Source organism: Salinicola tamaricis (assembly GCF_003006155.1).
Lineage (GTDB): Bacteria > Pseudomonadota > Gammaproteobacteria > Pseudomonadales > Halomonadaceae > Salinicola > Salinicola tamaricis.
Genome location: NZ_CP023559.1, coordinates 1,503,502 through 1,518,789 on the forward strand (window position 1 = coordinate 1,503,502; position 15,288 = coordinate 1,518,789).

A 15,288-nucleotide genomic window follows, 5' to 3' on the forward strand; every position below is an offset into this window, starting at 1 on the left:
CGGTCGGCTCACCGGGCCATGGCCGCGAACGCACGCTCGCTGGCCAGCAAGTGGTCTGGATGTCGTCGTGCGTATGCGCGCTCGACATGAAGCCGGCCTCGAAAGCCGATGGCGCCAGATAGACACCGGACGCCAGCATCTGGGTGAAGAAGTCGCGGAACGCCTGGGCGTCACAAGCCATGGTCTGGCCGAAGTTGTCGACCCGCTGCTGGGCGGTGAAGAAGAGCCCGAACATGCCACCGGCACGCTGGGTGATCAACCCACCCCGGCTTCTCTGGCCCGCGCCTCGAGCCCGTCGCAGAGGGTCTCGACCCGGGTCGCCAGGGCATCGTGGAAGCCCGGCTGGCGCACCTTCTCGAGCAGCGCGATGCCCGCCGCCATGGCCAGCGGGTTACCCGACAGCGTGCCCGCCTGGTAGACCGGCCCCAGCGGCGAGATCTGGCTCATGATCTCACGCTTGCCGCCGAACGCACCCACCGGCATACCGCCACCGACGATCTTGCCCAGGCAGGTGAGGTCCGGTGTTACGCCGAAGTGCGCCTGAGCCCCGCCGAGGGCAACCCGGAAACCGGTCATCACCTCATCGAAGATCAGCACGCTGGCATGACGGTCGCACACCTCGCGCAGCGCCTCGAGGAAGCCAGGACGCGGCGGAATCAGGTTCATGTTGCCGGCCACCGGCTCGACGATGATGCAGGCGATCTCATCGCCTAGCGACTCGAAGCACTCGTGTACCGCCTCGATATCATTGTAGGGCAGCGTCAGGGTGTGCTCGGCGAGCGCCGCCGGTACCCCGGGGGAGCTCGGCTCACCGTGGGTCAGCGCACCGGAGCCGGCCTTGACCAGGCGAGTCGGAGTGGCCGTGGTAGTTGCCCTCGAACTTGACGATCTTGTCACGCCCGGTATAGCCACGCGCCAGGCGGATCGCCGACATGGTCGCCTCGGTGCCCGAATTGACCATGCGCACCATATCGATGGACGGCATGATCTCGCAGATCAGATCAGCCATGGTGTCTCGATCGCGGTCGGCGTGCCGAAGGAGAGCCCGTTGTCGAGACGCTCGCGCACCGCACCGAGCACGTCCGGGTCGGCGTGGCCGGTGATCATCGGCCCCCAGGAACCGACGTAGTCGATGTAGCGCTTGCCCTCGACATCGAACAGATAGGCCCCCTGGGCACGCTCGACGAAGATCGGCGAGCGCGACATCCCCTTGAAGGCGCGTACGGGAGAATTGACGCCGCCCGGAATGTGGCGGCAAGCACGTTCGAAGAGTTCGGCGGAGGTCGTCATGAGGTCATTTCTACCCATCAGCAGTTACGGAATTCACAAATCGGTGCCAGCCGCGCATCGAGCGCGCGTACCGCGGCGGCGATATCGGGGCTGGCGAAGATGGCGTTGACCACCGCCAGCAACTCGGCGCCGGCATCCCGCGCGGCGCCGATGGTGGCCGCTTCGATACCGCCGATCGCCACCCGCGGCAGGCCAAAGCGGGCGGCCTCGCCGAGCACGGAGAGCGGTGCCGGCGGCGCCTCGGGCTTGGTGCGCGAGGCGAAGAAGCGGCCGAAAGCGAGATAGCTGGCGCCGGCACCGGCGGCCTGCGCGGCCAGCGTCAGCGAGGCGTGGCAGGTGGCGCCGATGATCGCGGTATCGCCCAGCCGCTGGCGGGCCAGGGCCAGCGGCGTGTCCTGCTGGCCCAGGTGCAGCCCGACCCGCTCGCCCCAACGCTGCTGCAGGCGTTCGGCCAGGGCCAGGTCGTCGTTGACGATCAGCGTCACCCCGAAGCGTTCGCACAGCGCCGCCAGCGCCGTGGCCTGACGCCAGCGGCGCTCGGCATCCGCCGACTTGTCACGGTACTGCAGCAGCACCACGCCTGCCGCCAGCGCCTGTTCGCAGGCTGCCAGCAGCGTGCGGTCGTCGGCCAGCAGCTGGCTGTCGGTGATCGCGTAGAGCCCTCGGGGCAGCGCCCCTAGCCTACCGTCAGGCGGTATCGACATTGTCACTCCAGCGTGGCATCGAAGTCGGGCGCCCGCCACACCCGGTCAGGCAGATACTGCCCCCGGCCCAGCGCCAGACCGTGATCGAGGGTATCCCAAGTGAAGCGCTGCGCCTGGGCGCAGGCCCCGGCCAGCCCTTCACCGGCGGCGAGCCGGGTGGCCAGCGCCGAAGCCAGGGTGCAACCAGAGCCGTGGTAGTCCGCGGGTAGCCGCGGCCACTGCCACTGACGGTTGAGCTCCGGGGTGTGCAACGTATGTACCACATGCCCAGCGGCCGGCTCGCCCTCCAGCGGGTCGGTGCCGGTGACCAGCACCGCGGCACAGCCGAGCGACATCACCTCGACCACCTGGGCGACCTCGTCAGCCGCCGGCTGCGTGGCCAGCAGCGACAGCTCTCGCCGGTTGGGAGTCAAGATATCCACAAGAGGTAGCAGACGATGGCGGATGTCAGCGGCCAGACCGGGTGTGGATAACTCAGAGCCACTACCGCTGGCGATCACCGGATCGACGACCAGCGGAATGCCGGGGCGCATGCGCGCCACGTCGATGACCGCCGCCAGTACTTCGGCGTCAGGGATCAGACCCACCTTGATCGCGGCAATGCGGAAATCCTCGAACAGCGCACGGGCAGCGCGGCGGATGAAGTCACCGCTACACGGTTCGACCGCGTGTACGTCGCGGGTCGACTGCACGGTCATCGCGGTGGGGATGGTGACCGGCCAGCCGCCGCAGCCGCGCACCGCCTCGGCGTCTGCCACCAGCCCGGCGCCACCGCTGGGATCATGCCCTGCCAGCACCAGCACCACCGGCTTGTCTTCATAACGGATCATCTGCCCCTCCCGCACCCGCTCAAGGGGGCCATTGCCGTGGTGTCGAGGTAGCCTGTCGATCGTCGCATGCGTGCTTTCCTCTTCACTCGCTATCCGTCCAGGCGCTATCTAGGCGCTATCGGGAACAAGCCTGCGCTCAGCGCTTGCGCCGATAATAATTCTCGATCGCCTCTCGGGTGATGATACCGGAAATCTTGCGGATCATCGGCGCCGTGGTGTGCTCGACGTAGAGCGCCTCCACCCCGGATTCGTTGAGGGTATCGTAGGCTTCCGACAGCGTCGCCTCCAGGTGCACCGGGGCCAGCTCCAGACGCTGCCCGGGCACCTCCTCGAGATCGATCTGCGGATGCTCGGCAAGCCAGGCATCGTCATGCAGCACGCGGGCCAGGTTGGCTGCCTTCATCGCCAGCGGCGGCTTCTCCTTGTCGTCCTGGGTGATGATCAGCCAGGTCGGCTTGGCATCGAGCAGCGACTTGGCGCGCTCGTGATCGATCACCCGCGGCGTTCGCGCCAGATTGCGCTCCATCACCGCGGGCACCGCCACCCGCGACAGCGCCTGCATCAGCGGCTGCTGCAGCGGGTGCAGCCCCTGCTGGGCCAGATGCGACATGAAAAAGCCCTGACAGCCGCAGAGCTGGCGCGCGGTCATCACCGCCACCACCACCGCCAGCATGCCGGGCAGCATGATCTCGGTATTGCGGGTCAGTTCGAGCAGCGCCAACAGCGCCGCCAGCGGTGCCTGCAGCGCCGCCGCCATCATCGCCGCCATGCCCAGCACCGCGTAGAGCGCCGGAGTATCGACCACGCTCGGCCACAGCATCGCGCCCAGCGCCCCCATCAGCGCGCCGGTCGCCGCCCCCGAGACCAGCAGCGGGCCAATGATGCCCACCGACACGCCGCCGGCCATGCAGATGGCGGTCAGCGCCAGCTTGACCACGGCGAGGGCCAGCAGCACATCGAGGGTCATGCTGGCGTTGAGCATGCGGTCGATGCTGTCGTAACCGATCCCCTGGACCTGGGGATACCACCAGGCGGCAAGCGAAGTCAGCCCGCCGATCAGCGCCAGACGCAGGGCGAACGGCAGCCGGGTCACCGCGGGGTGGCCCTGAGCGAGACGCACGAAGCCCCCCGCCAGCAGCCCTACCACCAGCGCGGTGAGCACGATGCCGGGCAGATCCATCAGCGAGGAGAGCTGCAAGGGAGGCACGCTGAATGCAGGCTCAGCGCCGTAGACCGCCCATGACACCAGCGCGCCCATGGTCGAGGCGAGAATCACCGGCATGAAGCCAGCGATGGTGTACTCCATCATCACCACTTCCATGGCGAAGATGACGCCGGCGATGGGCGTGTTGAACGACGCCGCGATGCCGGCCGCGGTGCCGCAGGCCACCAGCACACGCAGACTGTTGTGAGGCAGGCGCAGACGCGAACCGATCCAGCTCGAGGCGGCAGAGCCGAGATGGATCGCTGGCCCCTCACGGCCGGCGGAGAGCCCGCCGATGACCGAGATCACCCCGACCCACCACTGGTTGATCCAGTTGCGCAGCGGCATCTTGCCCTGCTGATAGGCGAGACGTTCTATCACATGGCCGATCCCCATCTTCAGCGCGCGGCTGGGCTGCGGCCATAGCCAGACGCCGATCAGGCACACCGCGATCAGCGGCAGCAGCGCACGAATCGGTGGCGGCAACGCCTCGAATGCCTCCGGATTGCCACCGGGCATGAAGAACCAGGCGCCGAGCTTGAGCAGCAGACGGAACAGCACCATCACGCTACCGGTGAGAATGCCGGCGAAGATGCCCAACAGGCACAGCTGAGGCATGGCATCGACGCTCGCCAACTGGCTGCGGAAACGATCGAGACTCAGACGTCGCAGAGCGAACCTCGGCATGCGTGAACCGCCCTCCTGGATTGCCCGATGGCCAGCACCCGTCTTTTGTGGGACACGCCGCGGCCACCGTGCGAGCGTGAAACGGTCATGACATCATACACGCTCGGCGCCTCGCCCGGGCCCGGGTGACTCCTGCTCGCGAGCGGCGGGCATGATCATCCCCCCTATATGCGGCGGCGCCAAAGTTGACCCTTTTACTGGGTATTAACGATAATGGCCCTCATAGACGGGCCATCTGGCCTGCGCAACCCTTCCACCAATGAGGTCGGCACCCCGACACTCAGGGAACGTGACGATGAGTACAGTGGAGTCCTTCGCTCCCACCCCGATGTTCTTCACCGACGCCGCCGCCCGCCGGGTCAAGGCGCTGATCGCGGCGGAGAACAACTCGGATCTCAAGCTGCGGGTCTACGTCACCGGCGGCGGCTGTTCCGGCTTTCAGTACGGCTTCGATCTCGCCGATCAGCTCGCCGAGGATGACACCGTGATCGACAACGACGGCGTCAGCCTGGTGGTGGATGCGCTCTCCTATCAGTATCTGGTCGGCTCCACCGTCGACTACGAGGAGGGCCTGGCCGGGGCCCGCTTCCTGGTCAAGAACCCCAACGCCCAATCCACCTGCGGCTGCGGCGCCTCCTTCTCGGTGTGAGCCGGCGCGGCGGGTATCGCCGCCGCGCGCCCATGGTCTCTCTTGACGCTAGCCCCGGACCTCCTCAAGGTAGTGAGTGATTGTTTTGCTCAATCAACCACTTGAGGTCTACATGAAAAACAACGCTCGCCTCCGCAAGACCCTGGCCCTCTCCGCTCTGGCGCTCTCATTGGGCGTCTGCGGCGCGGCCACCGCCCAGCAGACCACGCTCAAGGCCGTCACCGATCCCAGTTTCGTACCGTTCGAGATGATGGATCAGGACAGCGGCAAGATGGTCGGGTTCGACATGGATATCCTGCAGGAAATCGCCGATCGTGCCGGCTTCGACGTCGATCTCAAGACCATGGATTTCAATGGCATCATCCCTGCGGTGCAGACCGGCAACGTCGATCTGGCCATCGCCGGCATCACCATCACCGACGAGCGCCAGAAGATCGTCGACTTCAGCGATCCCTACTACGACTCCGGCCTGCGCATCCTGGTCAAGGATGGTAGCGAGGTGAAGACGCTCGATGATCTCGCCGGCAAGCGCATCGGCACCAAGATCGGCTCCACCAGCTACGACTTCCTCCAGCAGCAGCTCGGCGACAAGGCCGAGATCACGCCCTATCCGGGTAGCTCCGACATGTACATGGCGCTGATGGGCGGCAACGTCGATGCCGTGTTCTACGACGCTCCCAATGTCGGCTACTTCGCCCAGACCAAGGGCAAGGGCCGGGTCGAGACGGTCGGCCCGCTCTACGAAGGTCAGCAGTACGGCATCGCCCTGGCCAAGGGCAGCAACTGGGTCGAACCGGTCAATCAGGCGCTCGCCGCCATGCACAAGGACGGCAGCTACGACGAGATCTACGAGAAGTGGTTCGGCAAGGCGCCGGACGCCAAGTAACGCTGCAGCCCGAGCGGGCCGGAGATACCTCCGGCCCGCTGTCTTCGGGCCCTGATATCGCGGCGTGGCGACGGCCGAGGCCGGCGCTGGCGTCCGCTCGACGGAGACCTCTTTCGTGGACCTGCATTTTCAGTTCGACTGGCAGGCGGCGATCGCCTCCCTGCCCTATCTGCTCAAGGGTGTGCCCTACACCCTGCTGATCTCCTTCGGTGGCCTGGCCATCGGTTTCGTCATCGGCATGCTCTTCGGCCTGATGCGCATCGCTCCCAGCCGTTGGCTGCGCTATCCCGCCGTCTTCTATATCGAAGTGTTCCGCGGCACCCCGGTGCTGGTCCAGGTGCTGTTCATCTTCTACGGGCTGCCGACCCTGCTGGGCGGGCCAATCGATGCGCTCACCGCAGGGATCGCCGCCATCGCCCTCAATGCCGGGGCCTATATTTCAGAGATCGTGCGCGGCGGCGTGCAGTCGATCGAGCGCGGCCAGCGCGAGGCGGGACTGTCGCTGGGCCTCTCCGCGACCCAGACCTTCCAGTACATCATCTGGCCCCAGGCGCTGCGACGCATGATTCCTGCCCTCGGCAACCAGGGCATCGTCAGCATCAAGGACACCTCGCTGTTCTCGGTCATCGGGGTCGGCGAGCTGGTACGCCAGGGTCAGGTCTACATCGCTCAGACCTTCACCGCGCTGGAGGTCTACTTCATGATCGCGCTGCTCTATCTGGCGATCACCCTGAGCCTGTCGATGGCTCTGAGTCTGCTCGAACGCAAGGGGCTGGTGGGATGAAAGACGACAAGCAGATCCAGAGCGACGCGGCGCCGATCGTGCGTCTCGACAAAAACAACGACAAGCAGATCCAGGGCGACGCGGCGCCGATCGTGCGTCTCGACAAGGTCAACAAGCACTTCGGCGAACTGCACGTGATGCGTGACATCGACCTCAGCGTGGACCCGGGCGAAGTGGTGGTGATCATCGGCGCCAGCGGCTCGGGCAAGTCGACCCTGATACGCTGCGTCAACGGGCTGGAGCCGTTCCAATCCGGGCGCATCGAGGTCGACGGCAAGACCCTGGCCCCCCACGGCGCCAGCGGCAAGTCGTTGCAGGCGGTACGCACCGAAGTCGGCATGGTGTTCCAGCAGTTCAACCTGTTTCCTCACCTGTCGATTCGCGACAACGTGACCCTGGCCCCGCGCAAGGTACGTGGCTGGTCACGCCGGCAGGCCAACACCACCGCCGAGCGCCTGCTCGAACGCGTCGGGATCGCCGATCAGGCCGACAAGTACCCCAGCCAGCTCTCCGGCGGCCAGCAACAACGCGTGGCGCTGGCCCGGGCACTGGCCATGGAACCACGGCTGATGCTGTTCGACGAGCCAACCTCGGCGCTGGATCCGGAGATGATCGGCGAAGTGCTGGATGCCATGCGCGAGCTGGCCAAGGACGGCATGACCATGATGATCGTGACCCACGAAATGGGCTTCGCGCGCGAGGTCGCCGACCGTGTGGTATTCGTCCATGCGGCGAGATCGTCGAGCAGGGAACGCCGGAGGCCGTCTTCGATGATCCCCAGAACGAGCGTACCCGCTCCTTCCTTTCTCGCGTGCTCAAGCACTGAGCCCGCCCCCACTCGGCGCGAACGCGGCCGCCTAGACGGTGGCCCGTTCTCGCTAGCTTCGACCGTCTCTCACGAGCCCCTGGCTGGCTGCGGTTCCTGTCGCCGCTCTGTCTTCGCGTCATGCCCCCTTGAAGCCCATTTCCAAACCCTCTGACGATGGGCGCCGGATTCCTCTCGGTATCACCCCCGAATCACCTTCGAATCGTCTTGAGATCTGCCCGCGATAGCGCCAGAAAGGTTATCCCGAGCGGTTTTTTTCGCCTGTGGATAGTTTTTCAGCCTATCTCGACGCAGCCCGCCTCAGCCGTGTTCTCCAGCGCGATGCCCGCGTTGGGGACCGTCACGGTGACAGCAGGCGTATGCAGCGGTGGACAAGCGCTGGGTAGCTGACGCTGTGTATAACGACGCTTTTCATCCACAGCTTGAGCGCTGTCTGTCAGCAGCCTCCTAAGCCCTTTTCAATACATCCAATAACAATCCAAGTGGATGTTTTCTTTAGGGAAAATTCGCTTTTCCACAAAATATGTCCACACCAGTAGTAACCATCACTACAGAACTTCTTTTCTATATTTCTTTATTTTTTAGTAATGACCTTGTGACCTGGCTGACGCGGCTCGAGAGGTGTGGAAAACCCCTGACGGTTACCCACAGGACGTTTATACTGGGCGGCTTTCGCGACTCCGGTCGCCGCTGCCGATGGGATCCTTGACTCCAAGTCAACAATCCCACCGGGCAGCCATCCTTCGAGATTCATTCACTGTCGGGTGCCGGTTCGAGCACTCAACGAGGTGGACTGTGGAGTACCCCGACCGCTTTCAGGTCATCGTCATCGGTGGCGGCCATGCCGGCACCGAAGCCGCGCTGGCAGCGGCCCGCAGCGGCGCACGCACGCTGCTGCTGACACACAACATCGAGACGCTGGGGCAGATGTCGTGCAACCCGGCCATCGGTGGCATCGGCAAGAGTCATCTGGTCAAGGAGATCGATGCGCTCGGCGGCGCCATGGCGACCGCGACCGATCTCGCCGGGATCCAATTCCGCGTGCTCAACTCACGCAAGGGTCCGGCGGTGCGGGCGACGCGTGCCCAGGCCGACCGTGTGCGTTACAAGGCCGCCATTCGCTCGCTGCTGGAAAACCAGCCCAACCTGACGCTGTTCCAGCAAGGGGTCGACGATCTGGTTGTGGATAACGACCAGGTCACTGGCGTGGTCACCCAGACAGGTATCCGCTTCATGGCCGATACCGTGGTGCTGTGCACCGGGACCTTCCTCGGCGGTGTGATCCATATCGGTCTCGACCACCACGCTGGCGGTCGCGCCGGAGATCCGCCGGCCAACGCCCTGGCCCAGCGGCTGCGCGCGCTGCCGTTCCGGGTCGATCGGCTGAAGACCGGCACGCCGCCGCGGATCGACGCCAAGAGCGTCGACTTCAGCCGGCTCGAGCCGCAGCCGGGCGATACGCCGCTGCCGGTGATGTCCTATCTCGGCTCGCGTGAGCAGCATCCGCGTCAGGTCGATTGCTACATCGCGCACACCAACGCCCGGACCCACGAGATCATCTTCGCCAATCTCGACCGCTCGCCGATGTACTCCGGGGTGATCGAAGGCGTCGGCCCGCGCTACTGCCCGTCGATCGAGGACAAGGTCCATCGCTTCGCCGACAAGTCGAGCCACCAGATCTTTCTTGAGCCCGAGGGACTCGACACCCACGAGCTCTACCCCAACGGCATCTCGACCTCGCTGCCGTTCGATGTCCAACTGCAGGTGGTACGCTCGATCGAGGGGCTGGAGAACGCGCATATCACGCGCCCCGGCTACGCCATCGAGTACGACTTCTTCGATCCGCGGGATCTCAAGCATTCGCTGGAAACCAAATTTATCCACAACCTGTTTTTCGCCGGCCAGATCAACGGCACCACGGGATACGAGGAAGCCGGTGCCCAGGGGCTGCTGGCGGGTATCAACGCGGCACGGCGGGCTCGCGGCGAATCCGCCTGGTGGCCGCGCCGCGACGAGGCCTACCTCGGCGTATTGGTGGATGACCTGATCACCCTGGGCACCCAGGAGCCCTACCGCATGTTCACCTCGCGCGCCGAGTACCGGCTGCTGCTGCGCGAGGACAATGCCGACCTGCGCCTGACCCCCGCCGGACGCGAGCTCGGGCTGGTCGACGACCAGCGCTGGGCGGCGTTCGAGGCCAAGCGCGAGCGCATCGCCCGCGAGAGCGAACGCCTGCGCACGACCTGGATCCAGCCCGGCACCCCGGCCGCCGATACGCTCGCGGCCAAGCTCGGGCAGCCGCTGGCGCGGGAGTACAACCTGATGGATCTGCTCAAGCGCCCGGAACTCACCTACGCCGACGTGGCCACGCTCAAGGGCGAGGCCGAGGACGACGAGACGGTTGCCGAGCAGGTCCAGATCGAGGCCAAGTACGCCGGTTACATCGCGCGCCAGCAGGAAGAGATCGAGCGGCTCAAGCGCCACGAGGCGACCCCGCTGCCGGAGGCGCTGGATTACGCCAAGGTCGAGGGGCTCTCGCATGAGATTCGCCAGAAGCTCGAGCAGGCGCGGCCGCAGACCCTGGGACAGGCCGGACGTATCTCCGGGGTCACCCCGGCGGCGGTGTCGATTCTGCTGATCCATCTCAAGAAACGTCGCCTGATCGACGACAGCCAGGCGCTGCGTGCATGACCCCGGCCTGCGAACGCATTCTCGACCAGGGTCTGGCGGCGCTCGAAGTGGTCGTCGACGCCGCCCAGCGCCAGCGGCTGCTGGCACTGCTGGGGCTGTTGCACAAGTGGAACCGCGCCTATAACCTCACCGCAGTGCGCGAGCCCGAGGCCATGGTCGCGCGGCATCTGCTCGACAGCGCCAGCGTGGCCTTCGCGGTGCGCGGACCGCGGCTTCTGGATGTCGGCGCCGGCCCCGGCTTCCCCGGCCTGGTACTGGCCATTCTCGACCCGCAGCTGGCAGTCACACTGCTCGACAGCAATGGCAAGAAGGTTCGCTTCCAGCGCCAGGCGGTGATGGAGCTGGGGCTCGACAACGTCATCTGCGCGCAGCATCGGGTGGAGGCCTTCAGCGGCGAGTATGACCAGATCATCTCGCGCGCTTTTGCTGCGCTGGGTGATTTCGTCGGCCTGACCGAGCCGCTGCTGGCGGCCGACGGCGAGTGGCTGGCGATGAAGGGGGGCCTCGAGGCGGACGAGCGCGAGGCGCTACCCGCTGGGGTGATCATCGAGACCCGTCAGGCGCTCGAGGTGCCGGGGCTCGACGGGGCAGAACGCCAGCTGCTGCGGTTGCGCCGCGCCGCACACGGCGCTCGATAGCGACGGCGCCATCGCCGTCGCGCTGCAGTTTCGACGAAGGGAGTCGCCAGTGACCAGAATCATCGCCTTGACCAACCAGAAGGGCGGCGTCGGCAAGACCACCACCGCGGTCAACCTGGCGGCCTGCCTGGCGGCGCTCGATCGCCGCGTGCTGCTGATCGATCTCGATCCCCAGGGCCACGCCACCATGGGCAGCGGCGTCGACAAGCACGATCTCGACGGCAGCGTGCTCGACGTCCTGCTGGGCGACAAGAGCGCCGCCGAGGTGATCGTCGACTGCGCCGTAGCCGGCTATGCGCTACTGCCGGGTAACGGCGATCTCACCGCCGCCGAGGTCGACCTGCTCGACCGCGATGGTCGTGAACGGGTGCTGACCCAGGCGATCGACAGCGTGGCCTCGGACTACGACGTGGTGATCATCGACTGCCCGCCGTCGCTCAACATGCTCACCGTCAACGCCCTGACCGCGGCCAACGGCGTGCTGATCCCGGTGCAGTGCGAGTTCTACGCCCTCGAAGGGCTCTCGGCGCTGCTCGACACCGTCGAGCAGATCCAGGAGAGCGTGAACCCCAATCTCGAGATCTTCGGCATCGTGCGCACCATGTTCGACCCGCGTAACAGCCTGACGCGGGACGTCAGCAAGCAGCTCGGTCAATATTTCGGCGACTCGCTGCTCAAGGCCACCATTCCGCGCAACGTGCGCGTCGCCGAAGCGCCCAGCCACGGGCTGCCGGTCACCAAGTACGCCCGCTTGTCGCGGGGCAGCCAGGCGCATCGCGTGCTGGCCAAGGAACTGATTCGCCGCCTGGCGCTGTAATGATGATCTCTGCGAGGAACACGCCATGACGACGCGCAAACGTCCGCTGGGACGCGGGCTCGATGCCCTGATCGGTTCGGGGGCCCGGCGCCGCGACGGCAGCGTGACCGAGAGCGCCGCCGACGCCACGCCGGCCCAGGCGCTGCCGGCTGGCGAGGGCGGCGGTGAGCGGCTCGAACGTCTGCCGCTGCGTCAGCTCACCCGCGGCAAGTACCAGCCGCGCCGCGATATCCAGCCAGAAGCGCTCGAAGAGCTGGCCGACTCGATCCGCGCCCAGGGCGTGATGCAGCCGATCGTGGTGCGCCAGATCGGTGCCGAGCGCTACGAGATCATCGCCGGTGAACGCCGCTGGCCGCGCTTCCCAGCTAGCCGAGCTGGAGACCATTCCGGCGTGATTCGCGAGGTCAGCGACGAGGTCGCGCTGGCGCTGGCGCTGATCGAGAACATCCAGCGCGAGAATCTCAATCCGGTCGAGGAGGCGATGGCGCTCAGCGTCTACTCGACGAGTTCGAGCTGACCCAGCAGCAGGTCGCCGATGCGGTCGGCCGCTCGCGCGCCCAGGTCGCAACCTGCTGCGTCTGCTGGCGCTGGACCCCCACGTGCAGACGCTGCTCGAGCGCGGCGATCTCGATGGGCCGCCCGCGCCCTGCTCAGCCTTTCCGCGGCCAAGCAGCGCCAGGCGGCCCACGAGGTGGTGTCGCGGGAGCTCACCGTGCGGCAGACCGAGGCGCTGGTGAGCAGATCACCGAGGGGCGCAAGAAACCCGATGACAAGCGCCCGCCGGCGGACGTGGGGCGGCTCGAAAATCGTCTCGCCGACCTGCTCGGTGCGCCGGTCAAGATTCATCACAACGCCTCGGGCAAGGGGCGCGGTCACCATTCGCTACACCAGCGCTCGAGCTTGACGGCTTTCGGGCACATCCGCTGAAGCCTGCGCGGTGGTGAGGCGCTTCGAGGTGAAAACGTTTAGCGCGATAATGGAATTTGCCACTTTTCGTGATCGTTTTTCGCGCAAGACGCCTCAGATCGGTGCAGGTTCGGTTGATGCGGCATGGCCGCTTCTCTATAATCCGCCGAGGTTTGCCAGGCGACGCCGAACGCAGCGACGACAAAATACGCATTCAGAATCAACGGCGAGACCGACGCCATGACCAAGGGCACCGGCAGGCTTCCTAGACCGCGCATCGCGGCGATGATTCTCGTGCAGTTCGGCGGCGTGATGGGCATGGCCCTGATCGCCTGGGGCGTCCTGGGGCAGGGCGTGGCGCTATCGCTTTTATGCGGTGGGCTCGTCGCTGCCGTACCCAGCGCCTTCTTCGCTTGGCGCGCCTTCCGCTACCAGGGAGCGGGGCAGGCGCGATACATCGTCAAAAGCTTCTACCACGCCGAGGCCGGCAAGTTCGGTTTGACGGCGGCACTGTTCACGCTGGTGTTCGTGGCCGTGCCCCCCTCAAACCCCGCTTTCTTCTTTGGCGCTTATGTGCTGACGCTGCTGCTGCAGTGGCTGGGACCCTGGCTGTTGCGCCGTCCGTCACACATTCAATCTCGAGGCTGAACCATGGCTGGCAACAACCCGACGAGTACGGAGTACATTCAGCACCACCTGCAGAACATGACCTTCGGTCTGCACCCGGAGCATGGCTGGTCGCTGGCGCACTCTGCCGCAGAAGCCCGTGAAATGGGCTTCTGGGCGATCCATGTCGACACCATGGGATGGTCCATCGGGTTGGGGGTGCTGTTCCTCTATCTGTTCCGCCTGGTCGCCAAACGCGCCTCCACCGGCGTGCCCACCGGGCTGCAGAACTTCGTCGAGATGATGGTCGAGTTCGTCGACGGTTCGGTGCGCGAGACCTTCCACGGCAAGAGCAAGCTGGTCGCCCCGCTGGCGCTGACCATCTTCTGCTGGATCTTCTTGATGAACCTGATGGACCTGGTGCCGGTGGACTTCCTGCCGATGTTGGCCCAGAAGGTCGGTGCCTGGTTCGGTGCCGATCCGGCGCACGTCTACTTCAAGGTCGTGCCGACCACCGACGTCAACGCCACCTTCGGCATGTCGCTGTCGGTCTTTGCGCTGATCATTTTCTATTCGATTCGTACCAAGGGCCTCTCCGGCTTTCTCGCCGAGCTGACTCTGCATCCGTTCAACACGCCCAATAAATTCGCCCAGATCCTGTTGATTCCGGTCAATCTTCTGCTTGAGCTCGTCACCCTTCTGGCCAAACCGGTCTCTCTGGCGTTGCGACTCTTCGGTAACCTCTACGCCGGTGAGTTGATCTTCATCCTGATCGCGATGATCGGACTGTGGCAGCTGCCGCTGCACTTCCCGTGGGCGGTGTTCCACATCCTGATCATCACGCTGCAGGCATTCATCTTCATGATGCTCACCATCGTCTATCTCAGCATGGCGACCGAAGAGCAGCATTGAGACGCGTTTCCTTCAACCCCTAACCCGTAAACTCGACTGCAAGACTGACTGAAAACTGGAGACAACCATGGAAGCACAAGTTCTGGGCATGACCGCGATTGCCGTTTCTCTGCTGATCGGCCTCGGCGCACTGGGTACCGCCATCGGTTTCGGTATTCTGGGTGGCAAGTTCCTGGAAGGCGCCGCGCGTCAGCCGGAGATGATCCCGCAGCTGCAGGTCAAGATGTTCATCGTCGCCGGTCTGCTCGACGCCGTGACCATGATCGGCGTGGGTATCGCACTGTTCTTCACCTTCGCCAACCCGTTTGTCGGTTAACGTCGCCGTCTACGGCCCGTGTGGCCGCGGTGACCTTAACCCCAAACTTGTGACGCGAGAGGTGCTGGCGTGAATCTGAACCTTACACTGATTGGTCAGGCCATTGCCTTGCGGTCTTCGTCTGGTTCTGCATGAAGTATGTATGGCCGCCGGTCATGCAGGCGCTGCAGGAACGACAGAAGAAGATCGCCGACGGTCTGGATGCGGCCAGCCGTGCTACCCGCGATCTCGAAGTGGCTCAGGAAAAAGCCGAAGAGACGCTGAAGGAGAGCAAGGAGCAGGCGCAGCAGATCCTCGAACAGGCCAACAAGCGGGCCAATCAGATCGTCGAAGAGGCCCGTGACAACGCGCGGGCGGAAGGCGAGCGCATCATTGCAGGCGCTCGCAGCGAAATCGATCAGGAGATCAATCGCGCGAAGGAAGAGCTGCGTGCCCAGGTGGCGCTGCTGGCCGTGGCCGGCGCCGAGCGCATCCTGGAATCCTCCATCGACGAGTCGAAGCATCGTGAACTCGTCGACAAGCTCGCTGCCGAGCTCTAAGGA

General features: G+C 65.2%; 14 protein-coding genes and 4 pseudogenes. 14 read left to right on the forward strand and 4 right to left on the reverse strand.

The window, feature by feature from the left end; all coding sequences use genetic code 11:
• Positions 1–8: 8 nt before the first annotated feature.
• From hemL to CN538_RS07000, 4 genes and pseudogenes are all read right to left on the reverse strand, one after another.
• Positions 9–1,290: pseudogene (hemL, locus tag CN538_RS06985) on the reverse strand (glutamate-1-semialdehyde 2,1-aminomutase).
• A gap of 17 nt (positions 1,291–1,307) precedes the next feature.
• Positions 1,308–1,994, reverse strand: coding sequence for a thiamine phosphate synthase (gene thiE / locus CN538_RS06990; protein WP_106418964.1), 687 nt, complete (start codon positions 1,992–1,994; stop codon positions 1,308–1,310).
• 2 nt (positions 1,995–1,996) lie between these two features.
• Positions 1,997–2,821, reverse strand: a complete 825-nt coding sequence (thiD, locus tag CN538_RS06995) for a bifunctional hydroxymethylpyrimidine kinase/phosphomethylpyrimidine kinase (RefSeq protein ID WP_422917571.1) — start codon at positions 2,819–2,821, stop codon at positions 1,997–1,999.
• A 139-nt stretch (positions 2,822–2,960) separates the two neighbouring features.
• Positions 2,961–4,715, reverse strand: a complete 1,755-nt coding sequence (locus CN538_RS07000) for a chloride channel protein (protein ID WP_106418966.1) — start codon at positions 4,713–4,715, stop codon at positions 2,961–2,963.
• Between the two features lie 295 nt (positions 4,716–5,010).
• Between CN538_RS07000 and erpA the strand changes: the two genes are divergently transcribed.
• From erpA to CN538_RS07060, 14 genes and pseudogenes are all read left to right on the forward strand, one after another.
• A complete protein-coding gene (erpA, locus tag CN538_RS07005) occupies positions 5,011–5,364 on the forward strand; it encodes an iron-sulfur cluster insertion protein ErpA (RefSeq protein WP_106418967.1) in 354 nt (117 codons plus the stop codon).
• Positions 5,365–5,476: 112 nt separating this feature from the next.
• A complete protein-coding gene (locus CN538_RS07010) occupies positions 5,477–6,250 on the forward strand; it encodes a transporter substrate-binding domain-containing protein (RefSeq protein WP_106418968.1) in 774 nt (257 codons plus the stop codon).
• Positions 6,251–6,365: 115 nt separating this feature from the next.
• Entirely contained in the window at positions 6,366–7,034 is a 669-nt protein-coding gene (locus CN538_RS07015; RefSeq protein ID WP_035473524.1) for an amino acid ABC transporter permease, read from the forward strand.
• Between the two features lie 137 nt (positions 7,035–7,171).
• Positions 7,172–7,860, forward strand: a pseudogene (locus CN538_RS07020) (amino acid ABC transporter ATP-binding protein).
• Positions 7,861–8,655: 795 nt separating this feature from the next.
• Positions 8,656–10,551 (forward strand): tRNA uridine-5-carboxymethylaminomethyl(34) synthesis enzyme MnmG, encoded by a 1,896-nt coding sequence (gene mnmG, locus CN538_RS07025; RefSeq protein ID WP_106418969.1) that lies wholly within the window; start codon positions 8,656–8,658, stop codon positions 10,549–10,551.
• A complete protein-coding gene (gene rsmG, locus CN538_RS07030) occupies positions 10,548–11,189 on the forward strand; it encodes a 16S rRNA (guanine(527)-N(7))-methyltransferase RsmG (protein WP_106418970.1) in 642 nt (213 codons plus the stop codon). Before mnmG ends, rsmG begins: the two co-directional genes overlap by 4 nt.
• Before the next feature lie 49 nt (positions 11,190–11,238).
• A complete protein-coding gene (locus tag CN538_RS07035; RefSeq protein WP_106418971.1) occupies positions 11,239–12,006 on the forward strand; it encodes a ParA family protein in 768 nt (255 codons plus the stop codon).
• 25 nt (positions 12,007–12,031) lie between these two features.
• Positions 12,032–12,523: a ParB/RepB/Spo0J family partition protein gene (locus CN538_RS26040; protein WP_242495630.1), complete on the forward strand. Its 492-nt coding sequence runs from the start codon at positions 12,032–12,034 to the stop codon at positions 12,521–12,523.
• 18 nt (positions 12,524–12,541) lie between these two features.
• Positions 12,542–12,697, forward strand: a pseudogene (locus tag CN538_RS26045) (hypothetical protein); the annotation flags it as partial.
• On the forward strand, positions 12,631–12,933 hold the full coding sequence (locus CN538_RS26050) for a hypothetical protein (protein ID WP_479725172.1): 303 nt from the start codon (positions 12,631–12,633) through the stop codon (positions 12,931–12,933). The pseudogene CN538_RS26045 and the gene CN538_RS26050, both read left to right, overlap by 67 nt.
• 219 nt (positions 12,934–13,152) lie before the next feature.
• The gene (locus CN538_RS07045; protein WP_106418972.1) at positions 13,153–13,560 is read left to right on the forward strand and encodes a F0F1 ATP synthase subunit I; all 408 of its coding nucleotides are present in this window, start codon (positions 13,153–13,155) and stop codon (positions 13,558–13,560) included.
• Positions 13,561–13,563: 3 nt separating this feature from the next.
• The gene (gene atpB, locus CN538_RS07050) at positions 13,564–14,430 is read left to right on the forward strand and encodes a F0F1 ATP synthase subunit A (RefSeq protein ID WP_035470106.1); all 867 of its coding nucleotides are present in this window, start codon (positions 13,564–13,566) and stop codon (positions 14,428–14,430) included.
• A gap of 67 nt (positions 14,431–14,497) precedes the next feature.
• The gene (gene atpE / locus CN538_RS07055) at positions 14,498–14,746 is read left to right on the forward strand and encodes a F0F1 ATP synthase subunit C (protein ID WP_011508579.1); all 249 of its coding nucleotides are present in this window, start codon (positions 14,498–14,500) and stop codon (positions 14,744–14,746) included.
• A gap of 69 nt (positions 14,747–14,815) precedes the next feature.
• A pseudogene (locus tag CN538_RS07060) lies at positions 14,816–15,285 on the forward strand (F0F1 ATP synthase subunit B).
• The last annotated feature ends 3 nt before the right edge of the window (positions 15,286–15,288 follow it).

Bases quoted from the DNA above. Each gene is read 5' to 3' on its own strand.
- thiE (WP_106418964.1), bottom strand. From the start codon at position 1,994: ATGTCGATACCGCCTGACGGTAGGCTAGGGGCGCTGCCCCGAGGGCTC.
- CN538_RS07000 (WP_106418966.1), bottom strand. From the start codon at position 4,715: ATGCCGAGGTTCGCTCTGCGACGTCTGAGTCTCGATCGTTTCCGCAGC.
- erpA (WP_106418967.1), top strand. From the start codon at position 5,011: ATGAGTACAGTGGAGTCCTTCGCTCCCACCCCGATGTTCTTCACCGAC.
- CN538_RS07010 (WP_106418968.1), top strand. From the start codon at position 5,477: ATGAAAAACAACGCTCGCCTCCGCAAGACCCTGGCCCTCTCCGCTCTG.
- rsmG (WP_106418970.1), top strand. From the start codon at position 10,548: ATGACCCCGGCCTGCGAACGCATTCTCGACCAGGGTCTGGCGGCGCTC.
- CN538_RS26040 (WP_242495630.1), top strand. From the start codon at position 12,032: ATGACGACGCGCAAACGTCCGCTGGGACGCGGGCTCGATGCCCTGATC.
- CN538_RS07045 (WP_106418972.1), top strand. From the start codon at position 13,153: ATGACCAAGGGCACCGGCAGGCTTCCTAGACCGCGCATCGCGGCGATG.
- atpB (WP_035470106.1), top strand. From the start codon at position 13,564: ATGGCTGGCAACAACCCGACGAGTACGGAGTACATTCAGCACCACCTG.
- atpE (WP_011508579.1), top strand. From the start codon at position 14,498: ATGGAAGCACAAGTTCTGGGCATGACCGCGATTGCCGTTTCTCTGCTG.